Raw genomic sequence first — 26,605 nt, forward strand, 5'->3', positions numbered from 1 at the left:
TGTTGAGTTCTCAAGGATCGGATGCTCCCACGACCCAGCCATCACAGCCAGGCCCGCAGGGCAACTTCTCTATCTTACCGATCTCGTTTCCGTTGTCAAGTCCGAATTTCTTCGGCCTGACCGTGGGAACGGATCAGCTCCTTCATCCTGTTCACTCGGTGAGTGTCTGGGATTCGGGAGTTGTTTGCTGCTTGACGGGAGCCGGTCCGAGGACCTCCGCTCAACCGTTTGGGGCGAACAAGTAATAAGTTACGCGGATCCCGGGGATCGGGCAAATCAGGGCTGACCGCCGGGCGTGTCGCATGGCCGCACCGGGGCGACGAGCAGTCATTGAAGTACCGCGCAGTGGTTCTCTCTCCTTCTACGCGGGGTTGAGGGCCCCCTCGTCATCACGCGTCCACACGAGGTTCGAGCTGTCCCGGAAAGACATCCCCAGGATGCGACGCTTCTTCGACTTTGTCACCGGGCGTATCTCGTCGTCGAACGACCGGAGGCGCGAAGCAAACTCCCACCCGTATGCCTCGGAGCTCTCCCCCATGTAGTACGCACCGGGAGGCAAGATCGTGAGCGCGATCGGGTGGCGCGCGTTGGCGCGGGCGTCCGTCACGCGCACCTCCACGTCATAGATCGCCTGCTTGGAGGAGTTCACCACGACAACACCGTAGGTAGTCTCCTCGCCCATGCGGGAGGCGACCCACGCGAAGACCTTGCTCGCCTGAGACTGGCGCTCACGAGCAGCCGCCGCTTCATCGCGTCGGGCCTCCACGCCGAACAGTTGACGAGCATGGCGCGCGCCGGCGATCGCCGCCAGAAGGGCGAATGTGGCTGTCAGAGCGGTGATGATGTCGGCAAGCGATCCCAGAGGCATGCGACGAGAGTAGGCACGAGCATCATGCAGACCGCTGCGGACGTGCGGAAAGAGGCCTGCGGTACGCCGGCATGCTGCAGGAACAAGGCGCCGCCAGCCGCGGTCTCACTCTCCCCCGTCGAGGCTTCTGCGTGGCTTCACTCCTGAGAGCCCATGGCGCTTGCGGCGTCCGCCCGGAAACGTGAGGTTGGCGAAGGGAATCGCTGCACCCGGATCGATAAGCCCCACTCGCACGTGCGAAGGGAGTCCGGAGACGAATCTCGCGACCATCGCCGCCTCAGCCTCACGCGGATCCGCTACCGAGCCGTAGTGCACCCACAGCTTCGCGGGGTCGAGCATCTTTATCGGCCACCCGCCAGAGTGAGGAGCTCGAGCGCCGATCCTCGTTCGGTAGAACTGACGAACGCGTGTACGCACACTCGTGCTCGCGAGTCCGATATATGCCACAGGCTCTCGTTCGGCCCACATTGCATCGAGCCTGAGCTTCAGCATGGACACCGTCGCGGTCTGACCGTCAACTGCGGTTTCCGGGCGTACGCGGAGGAGGTCCTCGAGGGCACTCGGTCGCAAGGGCGCGGTAGAAAGACCCGCATTCGACGCCGGGCCCTCGACCGTCGACACGATGTACACGCCCGGCCCTGCCTCACTCGGGGGTTCACCCCAGCGCACGACGCCGCGGTTGACGACACCCGCGTGGGCGAAGAGCTCAGCGACCGATGTCATGAAGCCTCTTCAGGCTTCCACTTCTCAATCTCGGACGGTCCCACGGGCCAAAACGTCAGCTCGAACGCCGAGTCGCTCGCCTCACCGGTGTTGTAGTCGAACCCCCCGGCGTAGGAGGCAACCCAGCCGGCCGATTCCTTCTGAGGGATCGCGGTGATGGCGTAGTCCTCACCGTGCTCCTGCACAAAAGCCTCGTAGGTCGACGGAGACTCCGCGAGGGCAATCTCTCGGTCCATCACGATCTCCGCCAGGAACAGAGCAGACCCTTCGGTGCGGGCGATGTCCTCCAGGATCATCTTGATCTGGTCTTTGTAAGCGTTGGACGCCGTGTCGAGTTCAGCCGAGTAGATCCAGTATTGGTTGAGAGCAGCGGGACTCTGTCCGGCGTCGACCGCGACCGTCTCGTATTGCGGGCCGGCGTATACGTACACGTCTTCGGGTTCCGGGGACGGTTCGGGGCTGGGCTCAGCCGCAGCACTCGTCTGTGCGGTCGTTGGCTGGGTCGAACCGTCGTCACCGCCGGTGATCAGACTCATGATGAGGATGATGATGAAGCAGATGACGACTACTCCGCCGGCAATTCCGATGACGAGCCACGGCGGTTTCGGCTTGACCTGACGGAAGGTCAGCTGAGTGCGGAACATCGGGAGCTCCGCCTGCGAGACGTACTCCCAGCCCTGCTCCTCCCATTTCGCGATCGACCGGGCTTCTGCCCCTCGGACGGTCGTCACCGTCTTGGTCTCGTACTGGACCTCTTTGTCGACCATGAGACTCGATTTCTTCTTCGCCTGGGGAACGGCGGCCGTTCCCCAGAGCGGCGTGCGACTACTGAGCGGTGTTCACAACGGCGCGGGTTGCCTCAACCTGTGCGCGAACCGTCTCGACTGCCGCGAGGATCGACGGGCCATCCTGCGTCGAAATCGCCTCAACCAGAACATCCTGGGCGCCGTCCAATGCAAGGAGAGTTGCCGGCCAGGTGGTGGCCACACTCTCGGGAACATCCAGTGCTTCGAGCTGCCCATGGTTGAACGCGAGTTCGCCTGAGTTGCTCAACAGGCGCCAGAAGCCGTCCTCGTTCACCGTCGTGACGATGTCATCGAGGTCCTTGAGCATGTCGTCGAGGTGAGAGCCCGCCTGCGCCCGGAATGCGACGGCGTCGACGACCTCGATCACCGGGGCGGCCGGTGGCGTGGGTGTAGATGTCGGCTGGGGTGCACCCGTCGGCGTCGCCACAACCGGGGCGACGCTCGCGTCGGCGGCGGGTTCAGCACGGCCGCCAGCGCCGATGGCAGCGCCGACCGATCCGACGACGATCACGCCCGCTGCAATCGCCCCGCCGATGATCCACTTCTTCTTCGATCCGGCAGCGTCTGTCCTGGCGGCGGAAGCGGGTGCGGCGACGGGAGCCAGAGGAGCAAATGGAGCCGCGGGCGCGGGCGGAGGCGAGAGAACAGGGGCGGGGAGCGTCACAGCCTCCGCGCCTGTCTCCGGGGCCACTGCGGGCGCGGTGCTCTGCGTCCACTGCGTCCCGTCCCAATAGCGGACCTGACTCGGGTCTTCGGGGCTCGGGTACCAACCGGCGGGGACGTTGCTCACGCTGACTCCATGCTGCTGAGGGACCCAGTTGGGCACGATCTGAACATAGCGAATCGCGGGGACCGTACTGCAGCGGATTCATCACAATCGAGTGACGAACTCGAGACCACCGGAATCTGGGAAAGTAGGCCGCTGAGATGGGATCCTCTCTTCCCCACGGTGCTCGCCCTACGCTGGAGCGTCTGCCTCATTCTCGAGGCGCCTTCCCCTGGAGCTCCATGTCTGCAACGACGGTCGATGATCGTGCCCGCTATCGGGCGAACCCCTCTGTACTGACGGCGCTGAAGAATCCGCGGATGCTGACCCGCGAGGTGTTGGCCGGGCTCGTCGTCGGACTCGCCCTCATCCCCGAGGCCATCGCGTTCTCTGTGATCGCGGGCGTGGATCCCAAGGTGGGGCTGTTCTCGTCGTTCATCATGGCGGTGTCGATCGCGTTCCTCGGCGGACGCCCGGCGATGGTGACCGCGGCGACCGGAGCCGTCGCGCTCGTGATCGCCCCAGTCGCGCCGATGTACGGACTGAACTACTTCATCGCGACCGTGATCCTCGCCGGCATCTTCCAGGTGATCCTCGGTGTGGTCGGTGTCGCGAAGCTGATGCGCTTCATCCCCCGCAGCGTGATGGTCGGGTTCGTGAACGCGCTGGCGATCTTCGTGTTCAGTTCGCAGTTCCCGCAGCTGATCGACGTGCCGTGGCTGGTGTATCCGCTGGTGGCGCTCGGGATCGTCGTGATGCTGGTGATGCCGAAGATCACCAAGGTCGTGCCGGCGCCGCTGGTGTCGGTGGTCATCGTGACGGGGGTCGTGCTCGCGTTCGGCATCACCGTGCCCACGGTTGGCGACCAGGGCGAGCTGCCGCGGAGTCTGCCCTCTCTCTTCTTGCCGGATGTGCCGTTCACGTGGGAGACGTTCACGATCATCGCTCCGTTCGCGCTCGGAGTCGCGGTGGTGGGGCTGCTGGAGTCGCTGCTCACCGCGAAGCTCGTCGACGAGATCACCGACACCCACTCGCGCAAGAGTCGCGAGGCGTGGGGGCAGGGTGTGGCGAACGTGCTGTCGGGGATCTTCGGCGGCATGGGCGGCTGCGCCGTGATCGGTCAGACCATGATCAACGTGAAGGCCTCCGGTGCGCGCACACGCATCTCGACGTTCTGCGCGGGTCTCTTCTTGTTCTTGTTGGTCGTCGTGTTCGGCGACTTCGTCGGGACGATCCCTATGGCAGCGCTCGTGGCCGTGATGATCATGGTCGCGATCGGGGCGTTCGACTGGCACAGTGTGCGACCGTCGACGTTGAAGCGGATGCCGAAGAGCGAGACGTTCGTGATGGTGTCTACCGTTTTGTTGGTCTTGGTGACCCACAACTTGGCGGTCGGAGTGGTCGGTGGGGTGCTGGTCGCGTCGGTGCTGTTCGTGCGGCGGGTGGCGCACTTCGTGACGGTTACGCGCGTGTTGTCTGCCGCGGGTGATGTGGTGACGTACGTCGTCGAGGGAGAGTTGTTCTTCGCTTCGAGCAATGATCTGACGACGTTGTTCTCGTACTCATCGGATCCCGCTCGCGTGATTGTTGATCTGTCGGGGTCGCATGTGTGGGATGCGTCGACCGTTGCGGCATTGGATGCGATCGAGACGAAGTACCAGGCGTTGGGGAAGAAGGTGGAGATCGTCGGGATGAATGAGAGCAGTTCGCGGATGCGGGGGCGGCTGACGGGTGGGTTCGAGTAGTGCGGCGTATTGCTATGCGAAGCATTTCTCTGATGCGACGGTAGAGTTCGACCTAGTTCCGGTTAAGTCCGTGTCGGCGCGTATCAAGCGCAACCTTGAAGTGGCTCTCTGCCCCGTCGACCGCCGTCGTGGGCGTTGCATGGTCGAAGATGCGGAGCAGCGAGAAGCGAAAGCTTGTCGGGTCCAGACCGCGCAGCTCTACGTTGCCGCCATGTCCGTTGGTGGCATACGCGTTCCACCTTTGACGGATGCTTTCAGCGCCATCGGCTTTACCAACGTAGTGACGCCCATCGCGGGTGTCGGTGATCAAGTAAACACCGGTCACAGACGAGAGTGCCGTTCGCCAAGAGGCATACCGATGCTCACGCATGACTGCCTGGAGCTGAACGTAGTCGAGAACCAAACGGTCGAAGCCAGGGAACGGCACCGGCTCTGCATCCGCGATCCCGACGACGGGATAGCCCGCTGCCGTGCTCGCCCGCATCCACCAGGTACGGGGCGATCTCCAACCGATAACCAAGCGGTCACGAAGATCCTCCATGTGCTCGGAGACGACGATGTTAAAGACTCTGCGCTCCCCGTCGTTCGATATCTCGCCCCGGTTCTCCACGACCGACCAGAGTCGTGCCTGGTCGCCGCCCTCGCGGATGAAGACAGCCCAGAAGCGAGGCGGAACGGCCGGGAAACGCTGCGTGTTTGCGGATTGGTTTCGCGTATACGCGAGGATTTCGGCATCAGTCGAGTCGGCGTGGATGCCGCGGAAGCCGGTGTCTTCGTGCTCGCGCACGTGTGCATGACGGATGACCAAGGCATGGGGTAACTCGATACCTGCGTCGAGCAGGATTGGTCCGAGCGTCAATGCCACTAGTCGTCTACTTTTCGTTGCCTGTTGCCACTGGCGGGACGCTCACTGAACGGGCCAAAGCGACACCGACTGACGGTACTCCGTTGCCTCGACTTCATTGGTGAACTCAAGAATGTTGCCAACCTTGTTGATTAGAACGTCACGCACCTCAGCCGGCGTCGCAAAGAAGAACTCCTTGCGCGCATTCGCTCGGTTGACCGCTCGGTCAGCGAAGTGCCGATGCAGGTCGGCCTCAAGCGTGACGGCATCCTCAGAGAAGAACAACGCATGCGTGTCGAACCGGAAAGGAACGGACGCTCCGCCCAGTTCGAAGATTCGCTCGCGCGGTTCGAGCCGTCGAGTCAGCCCGATCTTCACTATGTTCTTTCCGAACGCACCTTGGTTGGAGATGACGTATACGTATCCCGCACGGATATTGGCCGCGCGGAAGTCGTTCTGAACGATCGCTTCATCAATTGCCGCCAGGCGCTCGACTAGAGCCTCGTCAACGTCTCCGGTCTGTTGCAGTGCCGCGAGCGTGTTGACGAGGTGCAGGCGTTCCTTGTCCAGGCGCGCGCGTTCCTCTGCGAGTTCACGTTCGACCCGCTTCTCCTCGCGTAGCCGCGCGCGCTCCTCGCGCTCAGCTTCGCGTTCCTGCTGTTTCTTTATCAGCCAATCGGCGGTCAGTTCGATTTCTCGCACTCGTAACTCATGAAACTCGTCACTGATGTGCATCTCCATCAGTTGCCCGAGTTTCGCGATGGCCTTCTTCGAGGCGTCCAGCCGCTTCTTTGCAGTCACGACATTGCCCGCGCGTAGCGTGCGGATGGCGTTGTCGGCCTCAGCGTTGTACGCCCGGAGCATGAGCTTCGCGAGGTCATCCGTCATCCGGCGTCCCTGCGAGAGAGAGTTGTTCAGCGTGAAGAGTTCGGAGCGCACAATTGCGCGCCCAGATCTGATTACCTCGGCCACACTGCTCTCGAGATCGCGAAGTTCGTCTTGGTAGGCGGCGGCCGACTCGAGCGGGTGATGGTAGCGGTAGATCCCAACGTCCTGAAGGACTCGAGCGTCGTCAAGCTCGACGTACTCATCTAGTGTTGACGCACTGATCTGAGCACGAAGAGAAGCGTTCTCCGCTTCCAAGTACGCGATCCGCCCCGACTCTGTGGCCGACGGAGCCGCTTGGGGACTGGACCCATTCGGCGTGGAACGAGCGGAGCTTGCTCTCGCTTCAGCGCGAGTCCGAGCAGGCGCGACTTCACCTTGATCGGGCGCGTCCACCGTGGGCTCAGCGGGCGCTTGTTCGTCTGATAGCCAGAGCTGCCACCCCGCAGGTGGTTCAGGCCAGGTCGGGTCGGGAGTCCACCCTGCGGGGGGAACCCAACCAGCAGGCGGCTTCGGCCACCCCGGCGGCGGATTAAAGACTGGGCCGCGGCCAGTCATCGCGCTCGCCGTACCCCTCCAGCCGTTATCGGCGTCAAGCCATGCGGGTTCTTCGATACCGCGGCGCCGAGGTGCTCGAGTGTTGCGAGCGGGACTACCGCAGAAAGGTCGAGCTTCTCGAACTCTTCGCGGCTCGCCGCAACCGCGACAAACGGAACGTAGATCGGCTGCCCTGTTGCTGGACTAATCGTCTCTGTGCCGAGCTCGAGACTGATCGACTGGATCAGCGATCGACGGTCTGCTTCGAAGACCTCGTGGATCGATCTCAGCGCGATGTTGTTCACCAACAACGCGTATCGGTCCTTCGTCTCCTTTTGTGTTGCCGCGGCCGGCGCGATCTCATCCGAAGCTTTGACGTATTTATAGTGCTTGGCGCCGGGCACGATCTCCGGTCCCGGAACGATCACCCGCAGTTTGAGTTCGGCGTCGCTCGGCTCGAAGTCAGCGCTGTGGGAGACGGTGAGCCACTCGGGGTACACCGAGTTCGCGAGGACGACCGAGATGTACTCCTGGACCGCGTCGACGGTTCCGTAGGCCAACCCCGCGATCAATTGATCGAGCGCCTCGTTCTGCTCCGCGGCTTCACGCTCCCGCTCGGCAGACTCTTGCTTGTAGCGCTCGACAGCCGCCGCCAGCTCCGCCTGACGCTTCCTCTCCGCTTCTTCATACTGCGCCTGCACGGCAGCACGCTGCGCCGGGAGCGCATCGGAGATCGCCTTCCATGCCCAGTAGTCGGCGGCGTACTGCTCCTCTGCAGCCGCCGCGGCCTGCTCTTGCTTTTGCTTGCGGCCAAACAGTCCCTTCGCGGCCTCGGGCTCGCGTTTTACGGGGAGGGGCGGTTGAGCAAGCGGGGCTGGCGGCGGAAGCGGATACTGAAGCTCCGGACGATGGAACGGCGGATGCTGCGCGACGACACGCAGCGACTCGAGGTCAACGAAGTCATCGACCGCGAGGGTGGCGGCGAGCAATCCATCCAACTCCGCCAGCCTTGCATGGAGGTCAGCCGTCTTATCTTCTGCCTCGGCCACGCGGGCCGCTGCGTAGGCCTGCGCAGCCTCGCGCTCAAGACGCTTTCGGTCTTGCTCTGAAGCACGTTCTGCAGCGAGCTGCGCGCGCTCGGCCGCGCGTTGCGCAGCGGTTGCCTGCCGCACGGCTTGATCATGCTGACGTTGTGCCGCCCGCTGACGCTGCTCTGACAGTTTTGCCTGGTGCTGTACCTCAGCGAAGAACCCTCTACGACGCGCCATGCTTCCCCCTCGAATCCTCCCGCATTCTAGCGATGTGGCGACCGCCGGCGCTCGGCTGTTCGGTGGCAGGGGTGGCTGCGCCGTGGTCGGTCCTTCGCGCCGCCTCGCCGCGTCCCGGGCATCGGGGCGTGGGCCGCCCGAAACAGCCTCTGGGGCGCAACCAAGTTGGTTCGCGCCGAAATGCAACGGCAGCGGAAGCGCCGGGCGCCAGCACGCTCCTAGGACGACCGCATGGGCTTGCTCAACTCGATCCGCGCGCTACTCGGCGGCACACCGCCCCAGCCGGCCCAGCGCAGTGCACCGATGTCGCCCGCCCCACCGACACCCAAAGCGCAGTTCACTTTCCGCGCCGAGGTCGTCACCGAGCCACACGAGAGGTCCTATCTCGGCCCGGACGACCTCGCACGCCTCCTCAAGCCCAACGCCGACGGCCTGGCTCCCGTCCACTTCATCCGGCGTGGCGACGCGTTGTGGCTCGCTGAAGACACGACGGCAAGCTCATCAATCTGGACGCCGGTGGCCTCCGACGCCTCGGCATCTGGGGCGTCAAGGTGCGCGGGAGGAGTCTCTACGACGGCGCACATCGCCTCGGCCCCGCCGACCTTGTCCGGGAGCCGGACAATCCCCACGATCCCAACGATGTCGCCATCCAGGTCGACGGTCACATGATCGGCTACTACAACAAGGGTATGACCCCGGGTCTCGCCAAGCTCCTGGACGCGGGGGAACCGATGGAGGCCACCGTCATCTCCACCGACCCCGCCAAGGTCCTCGCCGCGCGCTCCGAGGTGCTCGCCCACCTTCGCCGCCGCCTCTGATCGCTCGACGGTCAAAGCCGCGACCTCCCGCGATGGGCGCTGGTGCATTTCCGCGTTTCTGGCACATGGGGCTGCGCAGCAGCCACGCTTTGACCCAAAACAACTACAGACCTTGGAGCGCAGCATGGGTGGTGCAGCATATCGATATGCTGCGACGCGTGAGCACTACGACGCCGGCCCGACTCTCCCTCGAACTGAACGTCAGCCAGAAGCGCATCCGCGGCTTCCTTCGGGAGCAGTACGGCAGGCTGCCCGAAGGCGTCGCTCGATGGGAACTCGAGGCCAGTCAGGCTGATGCTGTGCGGACTCGGTTCGCCCGGCAGCTCCGACCCACCGATCCAACGCTCTGGACCCTCGAGATCGGCGACACCGTGCTGCGGCGAGAGATTCACGCCGCTTACGGAGGTCAGGAACAGGGCGGAATCATCACGCCCAGGTCGATTCCCGACATCCTCGTCATCACCAGCCCGGAAAGCGGGGCGCGGCACGGATACGACGCGTTTGAAGGACTGCAGGAGGATGGCTCGTTTCTCTACACGGGCGAAGGCCAGCGTGGCCCTCAAGTGTTCGCGCGTGGAAACACAGCGCTTCGAGACGCGGCCGAGAATGGGCGTCCTATCCGCCTCCTCACGAAACAAGGCACCTACGTCACCTATGTGGGGGAGTTCACGACAGGCGAGCCAGCGTTCAGCATCGAGACGATCCCGGACTCCGACGGGGACCTTCGAAAAGGAATTATCTTCAAACTCGTGCCAGTTGACGCCGATGTGGAAGCACTCGATGCGCCATCCACGCCCGTTACGGAAAGTGCACAGGCCTCGTCATGGACGCCTCCCGAGTCGTCGTCGTACGTCGTCGGAGCACCGCAGATCCCTGGTGAGCGCGTCGTCTCCCGAATCGAGTTCGAGTTGCAGAAGGACTTCGGGAAGTGGATCAAGTCCCGTGGTGAGACTCCTCAGCGCCTTCGCCTGAGCTCCGCAGGAGCCACGATCGAGCCGGATCTCTATGTCTCGGAGTCTGGCTGGGTCGTCGAAGCGAAGAAATCGCCTGCTCGCGAATATGTCCGCACCGCGATTGGGCAGGTCCTCGACTACTCGCTACTCGCTCGGGAATCCGGCAGGCCCGCAGTTCCCGTCGTCTTACTTCCCAGTCGACCGATCGCACATCTCGAGGCCTTGTTGTCCGAGTTGGGAATCCTCCTGATTGTCCGCGGCGACGAGGGTTTCTTGGTCATCGAGTAGGCGATCCGGCCGCAAGTTCCGTGACAGATGGCAGGTCCGGGGCGGCCCAATCGAGATCCGGCAGATCGCTACGACGAACCCAGCGCAGTTCATCATGATCGAGGCTCTGGGTCGGTGGCTCTCCGAGCAACCTGGCGCGAAGACAAATGAGGCGGATGGTGCTTTCGCCGACCACGGTGTCATCCGTTCGAAGCGGGGCGGTGACCTCGATGGAGGTGCTGAGCTCTTCGCGTATTTCTCGCACCAAAGCCTCGCTGTGCGTCTCACCCTTTTCGAGTTTGCCGCCGGGGAACTCCCATTTCCCTCCAGCGGCCTTCTCCGGTCGGCGGCGGCACGCAAGGATCTTGCCTTCATGCTCGATGACGGCTGCAACGACCTCGATAACACGGCTCTCGCTCACTATGCCTCCGAGAGCAAGCTAACAGGGAGTTTCCTCGGGGCCCCGTCGCCGACCCTGCTAGCGTCGGGGCATGCCGTCGCCGCAGACTCTCTCCGCCCTTCGAACCTTCGTAGCTGAGCGGGACTGGGACCAGTTTCACTCGCCGGAGAACCTCGCCAAGAGCATTTCGATCGAGGCCGGTGAGCTCCTCGAGTGCTTCCAGTGGTCCCCGGAGTTCGACCAGGAACAGGCGGAAGCAGAACTCGCCGACGTTGTGACCTACTGCATCCACCTTGCCAACAAGATCGGCGTAGACCTCGACGAGATCGTCATGAAGAAGTTGGAGTCCACGAAGGCGAAGTACCCGGTCGAGCTGGCCAAAGGCCGCATGACAAAGTACACGAAGCTTTCCGAGGCACCGGAGTGACGGAGTTCAGCATCCAGCGGTTGCCGTTCCGCCGCGACGCTGTAGATGTATGGGCGCGGGACGACACCCGGCACACCAACTGGCCAGTCGTATACGTGATCGAAGGCGACGCCCAGCGCAGTTCGCCCGGGCTCTACGTAGGTGAGACGGTGAGCGCCGCTACACGGATGCGTCAGCACCTCGCCGGTTCGAAGAAGAACGAGTCCCTTGAATCGATCCGCGTCGTCGTGGATCACACGTTCAACAAGTCAGTCTGTCTCGACCTTGAATCGCATCTCATTCGCTGGTTCTCGGGGGACGGCCAATACCGCATCCTCAATGGCAATGACGGTCTGACAGATGCTCAGTACTACGACCGCGCCCTCTACCGCGAGTCGTTCCGCGATGTATTTGAAGCGCTGCGAGCAGAGGGGCTCTTCTCGCGGAGCATCCCCCAGATCGAGAACTCCGATCTCTTCAAGCTGTCGCCCTTCAAAGCCCTGACCGACGACCAGGGCATCGCGATCATGGACATCCTGGAGGGTCTGCTCGAAGATCTTCAGGACCCCAGCGCTCGATCAACGCTCGTCGTCCAGGGCAACCCGGGAACAGGGAAGACGATCATCGCGATCTTCCTGATGAAGTTGCTCGCCGACATCCGCGATTACGACGACCGCGACGGGGTTGAGCCGGACTCGATGTTCTCGGAGTTCTTCGTCCCCGAGAATCGCGAGCTGCTCAAAACACTTCGTATGGCGCTCGTGATCCCGCAACAGTCTCTCCGGATGTCGGTGAAGAAGGTCTTCAAGAAGACCCCCAAGCTCGATCCTGCGATGGTGATGTCGCCGTTCCAACTCGGTGAGACGGACGAGGCTTACGACCTCGTTCTCGTCGACGAGACCCACCGTCTCGGGCAGCGAGCTAACCAGGCTTCAGGCGTGCAGAACAAGAAGTTCCGAGAGATTAACGAGGCGCTGTTCGGAAGCGACAATCCTCGATACACCCAGCTCGACTGGATCAAGCGCCGGAGCAAGCATCAGCTCCTGCTCGTTGACGGCGAGCAGAGCGTGCGGCCTCATGACCTCTCCCCAGCGGCACTCAACGCCGAAATCAGTGGGTCCAAGGACGCACATCGCTTCTTCCGTCTGACGACTCAGATGCGCGTGCGGGCCGGCGCAGACTATGTCGAGTTCGTCCGCGCCCTACTGAGGGATGAAGCCCCTTCGCTCCCCGACCTTGGCGAGTATGACCTCCGGCTCTTCGACGACCTCGGAGAGATGCGCAATGCCATCCGACAGAAGGATGCCGAGGTCGGTCTCTCCCGGCTCGTCGCAGGCTACGCGTGGGATTGGGTGTCGAAGAAGAATCCGGACGCGTTCGACATCGAGCTTGACGGTGAGCGAATGCGGTGGAACGGCACCGATAAGGACTGGATCAACTCGAAGGGGTCGCTCGAAGAGGTCGGCTCGATCCACACCGTTCAGGGCTACGACCTGAACTACGCCGGGGTCATCATCGGGCCGGACCTCCGCCTCGACCCGGCAACCGGACGAATCGTTGCTGATCGGGAGAGCTATCGGGACAAGAAGGGCAAGGAGAACACGGGGCACCTGAAGGATGCATTCGGGGACGACGATCTGTTGACGTTCATCCGGAACATCTATGGAGTGCTGTTGACGCGTGGGATGCGCGGTACGTACGTCTACGTAGACGACACTGCGCTACGTTTACGCCTGGAAAAGTGCTTTACCGACCGGCCCCATCGCAGAGTTGTTCGTCGAACGAACCAATCGATCTAGAAAGCGGCACCGGCAGTGAATAGGTGATGGGATATCTGCAGGCGCTTGTTCATCGAAAGGCTCGTTCGGATAGCCAGATCATGAATCTTGTCGAAAGAGCTCATTCCTGGACTATCCAGATAGTTGCTACGATCCGGGCGCAACTTGGCGAGCGCTTCCAGAAGCTTCTCGGCCGCAGTGCCTTCGTCGCGATCAGTAGTGTCAGACACATAGTGCTCAATCCAGAGGTCGCCGCTCGCGTCCACGTAAGTGGCATGCACGACAACCGCACCCGCTGGACCGCCTCGGGTGTCCATCGGCAGCGGGCTCATCACCGTGTAGTCACCAAATCCTGGTCGACCAGCGGGACCGAATGAACGATTGGCGCTCGAGAACCACTCGGCGCCGCCGTAGTCGGCGTTGCGGGGCTGACGATTGAAACTGTCATTGAGCCGTATGACGTTGGAGACTCCAAATTGGGCTACGAAGTCTGCGTCGTCAACATTATGATGGCATACGATCTGTGGGTTCCGTCCGGCCATTTCTCCGGCGACGATCGCGGCAAGAGCGCCACCACCCGCCCTTACCGAAACCGCAAGCTCTCCGATCGGGAACGAGTTTACAAATCCCCGCACTTGCGACGCGGAAGTTAATGCATCAACCTCTATCGCAGGGATAGCGTGCGTGCTCCGAATGATCGGTTCGGCCTCCACCCACCAAGCTCGTTGAGCCGCCGCTGTTCGGAGTTCACCCAGGGAGGGATTTGTTACGACCACTGACCGCAGCGACGACTCATCGATCGCTTCGAGAGCGCGCCGTAGGTTCGCAGTGTCGGACTTGACGGGCTCGATTATCGGGAGCACCGGGCCAGCGTACTGACTCCCTACCAGGTCCCGAAGGGCGAGGAGCTCGCTTGCGAGCCCATAAAGATAGGGAAAGTACACGCTAACCTCCATTGGCAACTACGAATCAACTGTTCGATAGGTCGACCATAGCGGAGCGGGGGGAAGGAACGCCGCCAGCGCGACCTGTCTCTATATCGCCACGCTTAGCTCATCGAGCGGTGCGCGCAGCCGAGTGGCCAACCTTGTGCGCGCAGGCCCAGAGAGCGGCACGCCGTAGGCAAGCGCCCGGAGCGAGGCCGGGAACCCACCCTCCTCGACGACCTCGGTACGGAACCGCCTCCTTAGGACCTCAGTAACCTCGTTATGAACGCGCCTGATTGGCTTACGCTCGAACCTCTTGACGAGGTCACTACGCGAGAGTTCTGCCTCCGCCGTGGCATCGGCGAGGATCTGCGTACGTTCAGACGCGCGGAGGAGCCGGAGAAGACCCGCGTGAGTCACACCGTCAAGCGTGGGCTCCGCTTCACGACGCACGGACATTCGCCCATTCGGCGCCAGGCTGGCCACGCCCACGTGCGCGGGCGCAAGAGCCAACGCGGTCTGAGTGCGCTTCGGAGAAGTTACAACATAGACCCGCTCGGCCACCATCGAATAGTCCGCGAGCTGAGTTTCGAGCCTAGCGAAACTGTCGAAGTCGGTCTTGACCTCATAGGCCGTTATAGTCCCATTAAATACGACAACATCCGCGAACGAACGGCCAATCTGAAACTCTGTGGCGGCGGACGCCGTTCTTGGGCTGTGCCTGCCAAACACTATTCGGGAAATGATGTCATTCTTATAGACGTACTCGGAACGTCTGTCTCGCCGGAGAATCTCGAATGCGTCATCGAACGCCACGCCGAGTTCGCTACGGGATCCCGCGAGCGAACCCCCGGCTTCGATTCGTTCGATTGCTTCCCACGGCGCACGAGCGGCCAGCGCCCGCAGAGTTGCAGTAGTAAACAACGCTGACAGCGCCCGGGGGTCAATGCTGCCGGGATGTTCCACGTGGCGATGCTACCTGAGGACCGGACGCTCGCGTGCCGTCCGTCTCGACGGGAAGCCTGGGCTGAGTCGACGCATGAGCTTCGTTACAATCCGCGCCTGTATCCCACTGAGTCGCAGAGCCCCCACGCTCCCGGGGGCCGAACCGCTCCCCCGAGCTCACCTGCTGCGCCACCCGCCGCAGTGCCAACAGCAACGGCTCCACCAGCACCGACCCCAGCAACACGTACCGAACCGCCGCTTCCGCAGACTCCTCCGGCACCCCCGCGATCTCCGCATCCGCAATCCGCCGCATCGACGCGAGGTACTCCGCCATCGCCGCATCCGGAACGGTGAACCCGACGCGCTCCAGCCCCTGCAGCGCCCGCGCGACCGCATGCAGCACCGCCTTGTCGCACATCCCCGGCTTCCACCCAAGCCCCGCGACAAGGACCTCGGCCTCCGTCAAATCCAACGACTCATCCACCGGCGGAGTAATCGCGGCATGCGCCGTCCCGAGCAGGTCGTGCGCACTCTCCGGCGGATCGTCCAGAGCGCCCAGCACCCGCCGTGTCTCGGCGATGCTCACCCCCGCGTCGAGCAGCGCCCGGATCACCCGCAGCCGCTCCACGTGCTTCTCGCCGTATGCGGCCTGGGTCGCAGATGACCGCTCACCCTCGGGCAGTAGGCCCTCGCGCAGGTAGTACTTGATCGTCGGCACGGTCACGCCGGTCTGGGCTGACAGTTCGGAAATTCTCATGGCCACCTCTTGACTTCGATAGTAGCGCTATCCATTATGGATAGTGAAACTATCCAACCAAGGAGTCATCATGTCGAAAGTCATCACGGGCCGCATGACCCACCGCCACGAGGGCGAGCTCGTCGTGTTCCACATCGGGATGCAGATCAACCGCTGGTGGCGCCCCGACCTGTGGATGCCGGCCTTCTTCGCCATGCCGGGGATGCTGCGCGAACTCAGCACCGACCCCGACTCGGGCATGCTCGGCTACCACCTGCTATTCGGCTCAGGCGGACCCTACGTCGTGCAGTACTGGTCATCGGTCGACAAGCTCTACGCCTACGCGTCCAGCCCGAACCAGGAACACCGCCCCGCCTGGACCGCCTTCAACCGCGCAGCCCGCAAGGCTCCGGGTGCGGTCGGCATCTGGCACGAGACCTTCCGCGTCGACACCGCCGAGAGCGTGTACGTCTCGACCAAGCCGATGGGGCTGCCAAAGGCCACGGAGTTGGTCGAGGTACCGCGGCGTCAGGACCGGGCGCAGGCGCGGTTCGCGGAGGGGCGGACGGAAGCTACGAAGTCCGAGCCGGCGCAGTAGGCGCCTCCTCTCGGCGCCTCGCTCGACGAACGATCACCGAAGAACCCACTACCCTCGCACCATGCCCACCGATCGCCCTCGCGCCTGGATCTTCGACGTCGACGGCACCCTCGCCCTCATCGGCGACCGCTCGCCGTACGACATGCGCAACGTGTCGATCGACACCCCGAACCACCCTGTCGTCGTCGCAGCTCAGGCGTTCGCCGCCCACCCCGACGTCGATGCCCTCATCGTCGTCTCAGGCCGCGACGAGACCGCCCGTCGCGCCACCGAGGCCTGGCTGACGTTCAACGAGATCCCGTTCGACCGCCTCCTGCTCCGCCGCACGGGAGACCAGCGCGCCGACAACATCGTCAAGGCCGAGATCTACGACGCCCACATCGAACCGCACTTCACCGTCATCGGCGTCGTAGACGACCGCCGGAGCGTGGTCGAGATGTGGCGCTCGCGCGGCCTGGTCTGCTTCCAGGTGGCCGACGGGGACTTCTAGATTTCGGTTCGCGACCAGCGCCCAGCTCGCTTCGCTTGCCTCCGCTCGGAAGCTCAAATGCTGAACCCGGTTGATCGGTCGGTTAATCACCCGGGCACCGAACACTCCGCGTACGTCAGACCGTTCGGCGCGAAGTCCTTCACCTCTTCGGCAAGCTCTGAGCTACTTCCGCACTATCGAAGACACCGCAAAAGCCGAGGTCACCACCCTCATCGTCGATCACGATTCAGACATCAGACGCGGGCACGCTGGCGCATCGACTCGTGCTACTCCCGCGAGTGGCCACGCCGCCCCCGCCCGAGGCGTCGATCGAATGCTGCTGTTTCGACTGTTGAGGCATCTGCGGGATGGAAGTGTCCGTGAGCGCCCATAGAGTCGGAGCATGATCCAACTCTGGAGCGCCATCGCGGTCGCTTTGCTCACCGTCGTTGTCGGCCCTCTGTTGAGGGGCGAAGTGAGCGGCAAGCTCCACAAGCGGATCGCGGCTCACGCCGACCTCAGGGAGAAGCTCGAAGGGAACAAGGTTGCGCTCACGGATCTCGACGATCTCCTCAACGAGGAAGTGAAAGTACTTCGCGACCGCGAGGTGTATCGTCTCACCCGCCAACTCAACGGTGGAAATGTCGCCGCACTCGTCATCGTCGCACTCGTCGGCGGTGCGATCGTGTACGGGTTGGTTTCTGGAGGGCTTGCGCTTCAGGGGTCGCTCTGGAGCATTGCGCTCTATGTCGCCGCCGCACTTGTCGGACTCTTCGCGATCGCACTGGCGGCCGTTGGCTTGCGAACGCTCTATGAACCGCGCAAGCAGACGAAGAATTAGAAGAGTCTAAGCGTCCTTACGCCGCAATCCCCCGCAGCAATCGCACCACGGTCTCCTCGACCCGCTCCGCGCTCAACGGCTGCCCGATCAGCGCGGAGTACGACGCCATCGCGATGAACTGATCCGCGATCGCCGCAGCATCCACATCCGCCCGCACATCCCCGTCGGCACGCCCGCGCGACACCCGCTCGGCGACCCACTCGCGGATCGGCGCCGCCAGCCGCTCGTTCAATACGAGCCCCAGCTCGGGATCAGCCGCCGTCACCTCGATCAGCGCCCGGGCCAGCGCAACACCCTCGGGTCGAGCCAACCCGTCAGACATCGCCGAGAACCACGCCCGCAAATCTGCCCCGAGGTCGGCTGTCATCGGCACCGACACCTCGGCTCCCGGCAGAGCACCCTCGAGCAACGCCTCTCCGAGGATCGCGGCCTTCGACGGCCACCACCGGTAGATCGTCTGCTTCGAGACCTCTGCCGACTCTGCGAGACCCTCGATCGTCACGGCCTCGTAGCCGTCTGCGGCGAGCGCGCGACGCATCGCCTCCAGCACGGACTGGCGGGCTTTCTCACTGCGAGGACGGGGCACCTTCCGAGCGTACTCAGGCGTACACTGGAACATAAGTAGACGCACCGTTGCGAAACTAGAAAACCCGAACAAGGAGAAAGAGCATGGCCCTCACCGCACACTCCACCATCGGCGACTGGATGAACGACCCGACCGGCGGGCCCCTCATCCGCGGACTCTTCCAGCAGACGGGCGCCGACCCCGAGCTCCTCACCCCCGTGCTGGGCCTTCCGCTTCAGCAGCTCGTCGCGATGAGCCAGGGCGCCATGCCCCAGTCGGTCGTCGACGACCTCGTGCGCGCGGCCAACGGCGGCGAGATTCCCGAAGACGACGCCTCCGAGGGCTGGACCGAGAAGGTCACCTCCGGCCGCTTCGCCGGCAAGACCGTGATCGTCACGGGCGCAGCATCCGGCATCGGCAAGGCCACCGCCTCGCGCATCGCCCGCGAAGGCGGACGCGTGATCGCGAGCGACATCGCCGCCGAGAAGCTCGATGCGCTCAAGGCCGAGCTCCCGGAGGCCGACATCGTTACTGTCGCCGGCGACCTCACCAAGCAGGACGCGATCGACGCCGTCCTCACCGCTGCGGGCGACCGCATCGACGGCCTCGCGAACGTCGCCGGCATCAACGACGACTTCTCCCCGGCGGGCGAGACCCCCGACGCCGTCTGGGACCGCGTGATCGCGATCAACCTGACCGCTCCGTTCAAGCTCATGCGCGCGGTCATCCCCGTCATGGAAGCTGCCGGGCGCGGCGCGATCCTCAACGTGTCGAGCGAGGCGGGCCTGCGCGGCAACGCCTCAGGCAACGCCTACACGGCCAGCAAGCACGGCATCATCGGCGTCACCAAGTCGGCGGCCTTCATGTACGGACCGAAGGGCATCCGCGTGAACTCCGTCGCCCCGGGCGGCGTCGCCACCGGCATCCCGATGCCCCCGAACATGTCGGAGTACGGCTCCGGCCGCCTGGCTCCTTTCCAGCAGTCGATCCCGACCGTGGCGATGGCCGAGCACCTGGCGGCATCCATCACGTTCCTGCTGTCGGACGACGCCGTGAACATCAACGGCGCCATCCTCGCCTCGGACGGCGGATGGTCGGTGCAGTAAGCCGCACCCGCGAGACCAACGCCCCGCCGACCCGAACGGCGGGGCGTTTCGCGTATCCGGACGCATGCGCGACACGCTCGCAGCCCCACCACGCGCGCACATCCGCCAGGATATGTATCGGAAACACACTCCCCCTAGATTCAGAGAACTGGCCACAAGCCTCCCCGCACCACGACGACGTGACCGGTCGCCCGCGTTCTGCCTATCCGAAAGCACCCATGCCTCGACTGACCGCTGCCAGCCGTCGACGATTGATCGCGATTCTTCCGATCACCGCTCTCCTCGCCGGATCCCTCCTCGCGACCTCCCTGCCCGCTGCCGCCGCCGACTCCATCGCCGGGCCTCGCACCTCTGGCGACCCGATGTTCCCGAACGTCGGCAACGGCGGCTACGACGCCCTCGACTACGACGTCTCCCTCAGCTGGAGCCCGACCGGTGTCGCCGACGGACTGGTCACCGGTGAAATCACCACCGCCACGACGACGATGACCGCCCGCGCCCTCGCCCCGCTGCACCAGTTCTCCCTCGACTTCGAAGGCATGACGGTCTCCAGGGTGACCGTCAACGGCGTCCCGGCCAGCTGGTCGCGCGACATCAACCCGGCCACGGACAAGTACAAGCTCACCGTCACGCTGCCGACCCCGGTCGACGGGGAGTTCACGGTCGCCGTCACCTACAGCGGCACACCGGTGGTCCACGTCGACAGCGACGGCGCCTTCGAGGGCTGGAACGGCACGAACGACGGCGCGATCCTCCTCGGACAGCCGATCGGCGCGATGGCGGGCTTCCCCCACAACAACACCCCGAGCGACAAGGCGACCTACACGATCTCGGTGGATGCCCCGTCGGTGCTCGCCGACGTGTCCGGCGTGCAGGGTGACGCGGCCGTCGCCAGCAACGGCGAACTGCAGTCGAAGACCGTCTCGGGCGACCGCACCACCTGGGTGTGGCGTCAGGACAAGCCGATGGCCTCAGAGCTCGCGGTCATCGCGATCGGGCGCTTCGACGTGATCGAGGGCTCGATCACTCTGTCCGACGGCCGTACCATCCCCTCCTGGTCCTTCATGGACTCGGGCCTCAGCGATGCCAACAAGACCACCATCCGCAACCGGGTCGCGCAGCTCGAGATCATCACCCGAAACCTCGAGAGCATGTACGGGCCCTACCCCGGCAACAGCACGGGCGTGATCGTCGACACCGTTCCCAGCGGCGTCAACTACGCACTCGAGACGCAGGACCGATCGTTCTTCCCGAGCGTGGGATCCGTCAACGGCAACACCCTCATCCATGAGCTCGTCCACCAGTGGTACGGCAACAACGTCGCCCCGACGACCTGGACCGATATCTGGATCGGCGAGGGCATGGCCACCTGGGGACCGACCCACTACAACAGCGCCGCGGGCTTCGGTGCGGGCGCGAGCACCGAGCAGAACTACTTCAACTCGTGGAACAACAAGGCCTCGTCGAGCGCGGACTGGGACATCCCCCCGGGGGCGCAGACCGCCTCGAATACGCTCTACGACTACCAGACCTACACCCGTAGCGCCCAGTTCTGGGAAGCGCTGAAGATCTCGATCGGCGACGACGCCTTCTTCACCCTGATCAAGGAATGGCAGACGCGCTTCGAAGGACAGAGCCGCACCAGCGCCGACCTCAAGGCCCTCGCCGAAGAGATCTCCGGACGCGACATCACCGCACTCTGGAACGACTGGATCCTCGAGCCCGGCAAGCCCGCCTGGCCCGACAAGCTGTCGGTGTCTCTGACGGCCCCCGCGGAACCTCTCGGCGTCGGTGACACCGCCACCTACACCCTCAGCGCCGCGAACACGGGTCGGGTGCCGCTCGCCTCGTCTGTGGTGACGGTCGACCTCAGCGATGTGCTGTCTCGGGCGACTTTGGCACCCTTGCCGGTCGGCATGACCCTCGACGGCACCACCCTGACCTGGAACGTGCCCGCGGGCGTCGCCCCGGCAGCGATGGTGGACGTCACGTTCACGATCGAGGTCGACGAGGATGCACCGAGCGGTGCGTTCTCGGCGACCGCGCGCGTCGCGAGCCTCGGCGGCACCTGCATCACCTGCGTGGCCGATCTGACGGTCCTGGAGGCGCTCGCACCGACGACACCTCCGACGATCACGGGCACCGCCGCCGTCGGCCAGACGCTGACCGCGACCTCGGAGGGCTGGCCGGCCGGTACGTCGCTCAGCTACTCCTGGGAGATCGACGGCGAACCGGTCGTGAGCCTGGCCCGTGCGGCCGCGCCGAGCGCCCAGTTCGTCATTCCGGCGAGCGCCCTCGGCAAGCAGATCACCGTCACCGTGACCGGAACGCTCGCCGGGTTCCTCAGCAGCTCGGTGACGAGTGCGGCCACCGCGGCCGTGGGTCCTGCCCTCACGCCGGGCGGTGGAACCACCACCCCGGGCGGTGGAACCACGACTCCGGGCGGAGGAGCCACGACTCCCGGCGGTGGAGCTGATCCCGGCACCGGCCAGCTCGGTCAGACGGGTGCGGAGCTGCCCATCGGCGGCGCGGTCGTCGGCCTGCTGCTGCTCCTGCTGGGCGGAGCATTCGTCGCCCACCGTCGTCGCCACCGCATCGACGCCGCGTAGGACTTCACCAGTACGCAACAGAACGCCCCGCCGACCTCGGCGGGGCGTTCGGCGTCAACGCTCGATGTCGTCAAAGCGACGAAGCCGGCCCTACTCCCTGTCAGCTCGGACCGGACTGTCTGTCCCGCGCCGTCGCCTGACGGTGTGAAGTCAGCGCCGCGCGCACGGCCGAGTAGATCACCAGCCACAGGATGAGGATCCCGATCAGGACGAACGCGATGTTGAGAAGGAAGAGGGGAAGCAGAGAGTCGGCGAACATGGCCTCAGGATGACGCAGTTCGCGGTGCGTTGCGGTCAGGCTCCCCGCATCCGCCCCACCGCTGCGCGCACCAGAGCCGCATTCCCCGGCGCGGTGCTCCCGTCGGGAAGGAGCAGAGTGTCTTCCAACCCGATCCGCGAAGCCACCCCGAGCTCGACCGCCAGATCGAACACCGGCCAGGTCGAACCTTCCTCTCCATGCAGCAGGATCGGAAGGCCAAGTTCTTCGAGCTCGACGTGCGCGATCATCGCCTCGGCATGATCTCGCACCGTCTGCGCCGGCTCATCGGGCAACTCGATCAGCACCCGCAAGCAGTCTCCTCGCACGGGCGAACGCTTCCACACTTCAAATCCGGCGGCGTCCCACAACCCGGCTTCAACCGCGACTCCACGCCGCAGCAGCAGTGCGGCCACCTCGTCGGCACCGGCCTCATGCCAGTTGACGGATGCGTGATCAGGCAGTTCCGTCCAGGCCTCGATCGCGGCAAGGCGACGCTCGACGTCGGGTTCGGCCCACGCTCCTGTGGTCACCCCGACCGGCACACCAGGGCTTGCCGCCCGGATCGCCCATACCCAACGCGCGACATCATCGGCGGCGAGACTGTCTCGGCCTGTCGCATCCTTCGGGTGGACATGCACCTCGTGCGCGCCGGCAGCCACTGCCCGCGCGGCGTCGTCGGCGACCACAGTCGCATCAGCGCTCAACCACGGGTGCTCGACCGCATCGCGGGCGCCGTTGACGCATGCCTGCAACAGCATCCTTCGCTCGGCGTCGGAATCAGGACCAGCCGACGTCATCGGCCGATCAGCTCGCGCGGGTGCAGGTCGTAGGCGTGGGAGTCCGTCGATGGACCCTCTTCGGTGCGCACAGTGTGCTCGACCTGACGCGCGACCGCCGCGCTGCGACCGACCTTCACCGCCTCGTCTTCGCTCACGAAGCTACTGCCCAACGTCTGCGATTCACCCTCGATGCGGTTGAACCAGATGCCATTGCGGTGGAACGTCTCGATATCGCCTGCAGCCATGAGGGATCCCTTCTCTCGCATCCCTTTCTACGTCAGACGACCGACATCGAAGAAGCCCCTTGACAGCCTTTGCGCCGGCATCCGGACACGCCGTCGATCAGGCCGCGAGACCAGCCCGACGCACCGCATCGCCCATCGCCGCGAACGCCTCTTCGAGGATCGGGCGAGGAGTCGCGAACACGACTCGGACGAAGCCCTCGGCACCGCGCCCGAGCAGACGGCCCTCGGTCAGCACGACCCCGGCTTGCTCCCGGAAGAACTCGGCCGGCGGTCCCGGAATCCCCAACGCGGAGGTGTCGATCCACCCGATGTATGTCGCCTCGGGCACCCGATACACGGCTCCGGGAAGATGCTCATCCACCAGCGATGCAAGCTCGCGCCGCGACCCGTCGAGGTACTCGATCACATCCGTCAGCCAGGGCTTGCCCGACCGATACGCGGCTGTCGAGGCGACGACCCCGAGGGTCGACGCGCCATGCTGCACCGCGAAGCCGAACCTCTTGTACAGCTCCTGGTCGGCATCGTTCGAGGTGATCAGCTGTGCAGTCTTCAGGCCGGGAATGTTCCACGCCTTCGACGCGCTCGTCCCCGTCACGGTGTGTGCGGCCGTCGTCTCCGACACCGACGCATACGGGACGAACGGCGCACCGTCGTAGCGCAGCGGCGCGTGGATCTCGTCCGCGAAGACCCGCCCGCCGTGCCGCTCGACGATCTCGGCGATCGCCTCGAGCTCCTCGCGTCCGACGATCGTCCCTGTCGGGTTGTGCGGGTTGCAGAGCACGAGGGTCCGCGCCCCTGCGGCGAACGCCTCGTCGATGCGCTGCAGGTCGTGCTGCCAGCGCCCGTCGACCTCGACGCCGGGAACCTCGATCACCGGATGCCCGATCGCGGGCAGGTATGTCAGGAACGGCATATATGCCGGAGTCGGCACGATCACGGGCGACCCGGCCGGCGCGTACTCCTGCACGGCCACGCCGAGCGCCGCCATCACATCGGACACCGGATGCACGCGTTCCGGATCAACGGCCCAGCCGTACTCGTCACGCATCCAGTCGGCCGTCGCCTCCCCCAGCTCCGCGGCCTGCGGGGGCGAGAGGTATCCGAGGTTCTCGTCGTCGATCGCCCGGTGCAGTGCCTCTGCGATCTCGGGCGCGACCCCGAAGTCCATCTCCGCCACCCACGCCCCGATGTGTCCGGGGTGCAGGCTCCACTTGCGGCTCTGCGGCCGATCGAGGTACCGGCGGGTGCGCGCATCGAACGGATGCGACGGGTGCGAGGAACGGTCCGCAGTCATGGTCGTGATCTCCGCCGGCTCAGCCGACGGTCCCCGTACAGGACAGGTGCGGGGTGTGGATCTCGGACACGGGGAAACTCCATTCACAGCGGGACCCGACCAATCTACGGACGGCCCCGCGCCCTCGCATCTCGCGTTTCCATCCGTGACAGCAGCTCGCCCCGATGCCGCCGTCCGTATCGGTGCGGTGTCGGGAGCTCGGTGCGCGTGTCGGGAGCTCGGTGCGCGTGTCGCGAGTTGTGTGCGGGCGTCGGGAGCTCGGTGCACGTGTCAGGCGCTCGGTGCACCTGTCGCGAGAAAGGACGGATGCAGGGGCAGAACGCGGCGATTCTCCCTGCATCCGTTCCTGCTCCCTGCATCCGTCCGGTGCGCAGACGCGACCGACGCTCAGCTGGCGACGTCGAGCACCCAGGTCACGCCGAAGCGGTCGGTGAGCATACCGAAGCCGGCCGACCACGCAGACGCCGCAAGGGGCTCGACGATGGTGGCGCCTTCGGCCAGACCGTCCCAGTAGCCCTGGATCTCGTCGAGGGAGTCGGCCCGCAGCGACTGGAAGAAGGTGCGGTCGGTGACGGTCGCACCGTTCTCGCGGTGCGTGCTGCCGGCGGTGGTCGCCGGGTCCGCGTCGTCGTGCCCGGGGATGTCGTACGCCATCAGCCGGATACCGTCGGCGGACTCGAGCTGCCCGAACACGATCTTGTCGAAGCCGGGCACTCCCTCGGGCATACCGAACTGCCCGTACGTGGCCGCCGTGATCTCGCCGCCGAACACCGACTGGTAGAACTCGAGCGCCTGACGCGCCGTGCCGCGGAAGTTCAGGTGCGTGGTCGTCGTGATGGTCATGAGGTTTCTCCTTCGTGTGCGCTCCGCCGTTCGGAACCGTGTGAAGACCACGATCACAGCGGTATAGGTCGGTTTCTGTCCTCTACTTCGGGCAGACTGCATCCATGACCGGAAGCTCGTCGCGCATGCTCGCGCTGCTCTCGCTGCTACAGACGCCGCGGGACTGGCCGGGTCAGGTCCTCGCCGAGCGTCTGGAGGTGAGCCCGCGCACGGTGCGCCGCGACGTCGACCGGCTCCGCGAGTTGGGCTACCGGATCGGCGCGATCAAAGGGCCGGATGGCGGCTACCGACTCGCAGCCGGGTCGGAGCTTCCGCCACTGCTGTTCGACGACGACCAGGCGGTCGCGATCGCGGTGGCGCTGCAGACCGTGCCATCGAGCGGCATCGACATCGACGAAGGTGCGACGCGAGCCCTCGCCACCGTGCGCCAGGTGATGCCCTCACGGCTGCGACACCGTGTCGACGGCATCCGCTTCACCGGCGCCGAGAACCCGACCAGGGTCGACCCGGCGGTGCTCGAGGCGGCGAGCGCAGCTGTCCGCGACCGCATGGTGCTGCGCTTCGACTACGGCACCGCGCAGGACCGCCCGGCCCGCCGCACCGAGCCCCACGCCGTGGTGGCACGAGAGGGGCGCTGGTACCTGCTGGCGTGGGATCTGGAAGCTGACGACTGGCGCACGTTCCGCCTGGATCGGATGCATCCGCGCATCCCGAACGGGCCGTCGTTCACCCCGCGCCCGCTGCCGGCATCGGATGCCGAGACGTATCTCGCCGCGCAGGCCAAGGGGTCGACGACCGAGGATCGGTGGCCGTGCGTGGGGGAGGTCGTGATCGCGCTCCCCGCCCGCGACATCGCGCCCTGGGTCGGCGACGGGGATCTGGAGGAGCTCGCCGCCGGATCGTGCCGAGTGACGATCGGGTCGTGGTCGTGGACAGGGGTGCTCGCCTCGGTCGCACGCTTCGATGCGGCGTTCACCGTGGTCGGACCGCCAGCGTTGCGGGAGGCGGCGAACGCCCTGGCGAAGCGCTTCGCCGCGGCGTGCGACTCGTCCTCCTGATCCACCCGTTGGTAGGACGTATCCCCATATCCCGGAACAACCTCCTTGATCGGGTGGCCACAGCACCTCCCGTTCGCTTGAATGCCCCGATGACGAAGGATCTGCCGGGAGATGAAACAGCCGACGAGAAGATGCGACGGCTGGTGATGGACGGATTCACCTCGGGCGACGGGTCCGAAGTGGATCACGCGTATTTCGATCGGCTGCGAACCCAGATCCGCACCACAGATATCTAGTACTTCTAGTAGTTACGCCGTAAAGTCGAAGG

General features: G+C 64.8%; 28 protein-coding genes. 12 read left to right on the forward strand and 16 right to left on the reverse strand.

Annotated elements, in window-relative coordinates:
* Window positions 1-361: 361 nt before the first annotated feature.
* From CQ040_RS18890 to CQ040_RS18905, 3 genes are all read right to left on the reverse strand, one after another.
* Window positions 362-868, reverse strand: coding sequence for a hypothetical protein (locus CQ040_RS18890; protein WP_105528312.1), 507 nt, complete (start codon window positions 866-868; stop codon window positions 362-364).
* Between the two features lie 719 nt (window positions 869-1,587).
* Window positions 1,588-2,358 (reverse strand): hypothetical protein, encoded by a 771-nt coding sequence (locus CQ040_RS18900; RefSeq protein ID WP_105528314.1) that lies wholly within the window; start codon window positions 2,356-2,358, stop codon window positions 1,588-1,590.
* 58 nt (window positions 2,359-2,416) lie between these two features.
* Window positions 2,417-3,187, reverse strand: a complete 771-nt coding sequence (locus CQ040_RS18905; RefSeq protein ID WP_105528315.1) for a DUF2510 domain-containing protein — start codon at window positions 3,185-3,187, stop codon at window positions 2,417-2,419.
* Between the two features lie 218 nt (window positions 3,188-3,405).
* On the opposite strand from CQ040_RS18905, the gene CQ040_RS18910 reads away from it, so the two are divergent.
* Window positions 3,406-4,908 carry a SulP family inorganic anion transporter gene (locus CQ040_RS18910; RefSeq protein ID WP_105528316.1) on the forward strand — a complete coding sequence of 501 codons (1,503 nt, stop codon included), beginning with the start codon at window positions 3,406-3,408 and terminating at the stop codon, window positions 4,906-4,908.
* Between the two features lie 52 nt (window positions 4,909-4,960).
* Here the strand turns inward: CQ040_RS18910 and CQ040_RS18915 are convergent, their stop codons facing one another.
* From CQ040_RS18915 to CQ040_RS18925, 3 genes are all read right to left on the reverse strand, one after another.
* A complete protein-coding gene (locus CQ040_RS18915; protein WP_105528317.1) occupies window positions 4,961-5,773 on the reverse strand; it encodes a GIY-YIG nuclease family protein in 813 nt (270 codons plus the stop codon).
* Between the two features lie 42 nt (window positions 5,774-5,815).
* Window positions 5,816-6,895 (reverse strand): DUF4041 domain-containing protein, encoded by a 1,080-nt coding sequence (locus CQ040_RS18920; protein WP_258131612.1) that lies wholly within the window; start codon window positions 6,893-6,895, stop codon window positions 5,816-5,818.
* A gap of 296 nt (window positions 6,896-7,191) precedes the next feature.
* A complete protein-coding gene (locus tag CQ040_RS18925; RefSeq protein WP_105528319.1) occupies window positions 7,192-8,442 on the reverse strand; it encodes a hypothetical protein in 1,251 nt (416 codons plus the stop codon).
* Between the two features lie 551 nt (window positions 8,443-8,993).
* On the opposite strand from CQ040_RS18925, the gene CQ040_RS20565 reads away from it, so the two are divergent.
* The gene (locus CQ040_RS20565) at window positions 8,994-9,260 is read left to right on the forward strand and encodes an HIRAN domain-containing protein (protein WP_181157043.1); all 267 of its coding nucleotides are present in this window, start codon (window positions 8,994-8,996) and stop codon (window positions 9,258-9,260) included.
* A gap of 158 nt (window positions 9,261-9,418) precedes the next feature.
* The gene (locus tag CQ040_RS18935) at window positions 9,419-10,501 is read left to right on the forward strand and encodes a YDG/SRA domain-containing protein (RefSeq protein ID WP_258131614.1); all 1,083 of its coding nucleotides are present in this window, start codon (window positions 9,419-9,421) and stop codon (window positions 10,499-10,501) included.
* Here the strand turns inward: CQ040_RS18935 and CQ040_RS18940 are convergent.
* The gene (locus CQ040_RS18940; protein WP_105528321.1) at window positions 10,491-10,901 is read right to left on the reverse strand and encodes a (deoxy)nucleoside triphosphate pyrophosphohydrolase; all 411 of its coding nucleotides are present in this window, start codon (window positions 10,899-10,901) and stop codon (window positions 10,491-10,493) included. The genes CQ040_RS18935 and CQ040_RS18940 overlap by 11 nt on opposite strands.
* 70 nt (window positions 10,902-10,971) lie before the next feature.
* Between CQ040_RS18940 and CQ040_RS18945 the strand changes: the two genes are divergently transcribed.
* A complete protein-coding gene (locus CQ040_RS18945) occupies window positions 10,972-11,307 on the forward strand; it encodes a nucleotide pyrophosphohydrolase (protein WP_105528322.1) in 336 nt (111 codons plus the stop codon).
* Entirely contained in the window at window positions 11,304-13,085 is a 1,782-nt protein-coding gene (locus CQ040_RS18950; protein ID WP_105528323.1) for a DUF2075 domain-containing protein, read from the forward strand. Before CQ040_RS18945 ends, CQ040_RS18950 begins: the two co-directional genes overlap by 4 nt.
* Here CQ040_RS18950 and CQ040_RS20570 read toward each other — a convergent pair.
* From CQ040_RS20570 to CQ040_RS21210, 3 genes are all read right to left on the reverse strand, one after another.
* Entirely contained in the window at window positions 13,082-14,020 is a 939-nt protein-coding gene (locus CQ040_RS20570) for a sce7725 family protein (protein ID WP_146113959.1), read from the reverse strand. The two genes, CQ040_RS18950 and CQ040_RS20570, sit on opposite strands and share 4 nt — an antisense overlap.
* Window positions 14,021-14,098: 78 nt before the next feature.
* On the reverse strand, window positions 14,099-14,956 hold the full coding sequence (locus CQ040_RS18960) for a sce7726 family protein (RefSeq protein WP_146113960.1): 858 nt from the start codon (window positions 14,954-14,956) through the stop codon (window positions 14,099-14,101).
* Window positions 14,934-15,692, reverse strand: coding sequence for a MerR family transcriptional regulator (locus tag CQ040_RS21210; protein ID WP_308736910.1), 759 nt, complete (start codon window positions 15,690-15,692; stop codon window positions 14,934-14,936). The genes CQ040_RS18960 and CQ040_RS21210 overlap by 23 nt, the downstream gene beginning before the upstream one ends.
* 70 nt (window positions 15,693-15,762) lie before the next feature.
* Here CQ040_RS21210 and CQ040_RS18970 point away from each other — a divergent pair, with 70 nt between their 5' ends.
* From CQ040_RS18970 to CQ040_RS18980, 3 genes are all read left to right on the forward strand, one after another.
* Window positions 15,763-16,269, forward strand: a complete 507-nt coding sequence (locus CQ040_RS18970) for a DUF4188 domain-containing protein (protein ID WP_105528326.1) — start codon at window positions 15,763-15,765, stop codon at window positions 16,267-16,269.
* 61 nt (window positions 16,270-16,330) lie between these two features.
* Window positions 16,331-16,759 carry a polynucleotide kinase gene (locus CQ040_RS18975; RefSeq protein ID WP_105528327.1) on the forward strand — a complete coding sequence of 143 codons (429 nt, stop codon included), beginning with the start codon at window positions 16,331-16,333 and terminating at the stop codon, window positions 16,757-16,759.
* Between the two features lie 382 nt (window positions 16,760-17,141).
* The gene (locus CQ040_RS18980) at window positions 17,142-17,579 is read left to right on the forward strand and encodes a hypothetical protein (RefSeq protein WP_105528328.1); all 438 of its coding nucleotides are present in this window, start codon (window positions 17,142-17,144) and stop codon (window positions 17,577-17,579) included.
* 16 nt (window positions 17,580-17,595) lie between these two features.
* Here CQ040_RS18980 and CQ040_RS18985 read toward each other — a convergent pair whose 3' ends face one another.
* Window positions 17,596-18,165, reverse strand: coding sequence for a TetR/AcrR family transcriptional regulator (locus tag CQ040_RS18985; RefSeq protein ID WP_258131615.1), 570 nt, complete (start codon window positions 18,163-18,165; stop codon window positions 17,596-17,598).
* Between the two features lie 83 nt (window positions 18,166-18,248).
* On the opposite strand from CQ040_RS18985, the gene CQ040_RS18990 reads away from it, so the two are divergent.
* Together CQ040_RS18990 and CQ040_RS18995 are read left to right on the forward strand one after the other, a co-directional pair.
* Window positions 18,249-19,250, forward strand: coding sequence for an SDR family NAD(P)-dependent oxidoreductase (locus CQ040_RS18990; RefSeq protein ID WP_105528330.1), 1,002 nt, complete (start codon window positions 18,249-18,251; stop codon window positions 19,248-19,250).
* A 218-nt stretch (window positions 19,251-19,468) separates the two neighbouring features.
* On the forward strand, window positions 19,469-21,859 hold the full coding sequence (locus tag CQ040_RS18995; RefSeq protein WP_181157046.1) for a M1 family metallopeptidase: 2,391 nt from the start codon (window positions 19,469-19,471) through the stop codon (window positions 21,857-21,859).
* 100 nt (window positions 21,860-21,959) lie between these two features.
* Here CQ040_RS18995 and CQ040_RS20805 read toward each other — a convergent pair whose 3' ends face one another.
* From CQ040_RS20805 to CQ040_RS19015, 5 genes are all read right to left on the reverse strand, one after another.
* Window positions 21,960-22,118 carry a hypothetical protein gene (locus CQ040_RS20805; RefSeq protein ID WP_181157048.1) on the reverse strand — a complete coding sequence of 53 codons (159 nt, stop codon included), beginning with the start codon at window positions 22,116-22,118 and terminating at the stop codon, window positions 21,960-21,962.
* A gap of 35 nt (window positions 22,119-22,153) precedes the next feature.
* On the reverse strand, window positions 22,154-22,876 hold the full coding sequence (locus CQ040_RS19000; protein ID WP_105528332.1) for a 3-keto-5-aminohexanoate cleavage protein: 723 nt from the start codon (window positions 22,874-22,876) through the stop codon (window positions 22,154-22,156).
* Window positions 22,877-22,911: 35 nt separating this feature from the next.
* Window positions 22,912-23,142: a hypothetical protein gene (locus CQ040_RS19005; protein WP_105528349.1), complete on the reverse strand. Its 231-nt coding sequence runs from the start codon at window positions 23,140-23,142 to the stop codon at window positions 22,912-22,914.
* A gap of 97 nt (window positions 23,143-23,239) precedes the next feature.
* The gene (locus CQ040_RS19010) at window positions 23,240-24,436 is read right to left on the reverse strand and encodes a MalY/PatB family protein (protein ID WP_105528333.1); all 1,197 of its coding nucleotides are present in this window, start codon (window positions 24,434-24,436) and stop codon (window positions 23,240-23,242) included.
* A gap of 387 nt (window positions 24,437-24,823) precedes the next feature.
* Window positions 24,824-25,279 (reverse strand): VOC family protein, encoded by a 456-nt coding sequence (locus tag CQ040_RS19015; protein ID WP_105528334.1) that lies wholly within the window; start codon window positions 25,277-25,279, stop codon window positions 24,824-24,826.
* Between the two features lie 104 nt (window positions 25,280-25,383).
* On the opposite strand from CQ040_RS19015, the gene CQ040_RS19020 reads away from it, so the two are divergent.
* Both CQ040_RS19020 and CQ040_RS20810 read left to right on the forward strand, forming a co-directional pair.
* Window positions 25,384-26,337, forward strand: a complete 954-nt coding sequence (locus tag CQ040_RS19020; protein ID WP_105528335.1) for a YafY family protein — start codon at window positions 25,384-25,386, stop codon at window positions 26,335-26,337.
* Between the two features lie 89 nt (window positions 26,338-26,426).
* Window positions 26,427-26,573: a hypothetical protein gene (locus CQ040_RS20810; protein ID WP_181157053.1), complete on the forward strand. Its 147-nt coding sequence runs from the start codon at window positions 26,427-26,429 to the stop codon at window positions 26,571-26,573.
* The last annotated feature ends 32 nt before the right edge of the window (window positions 26,574-26,605 follow it).

The organism is Microbacterium sp. MYb54 (assembly GCF_002979515.1).
Lineage (GTDB): Bacteria > Actinomycetota > Actinomycetes > Actinomycetales > Microbacteriaceae > Microbacterium.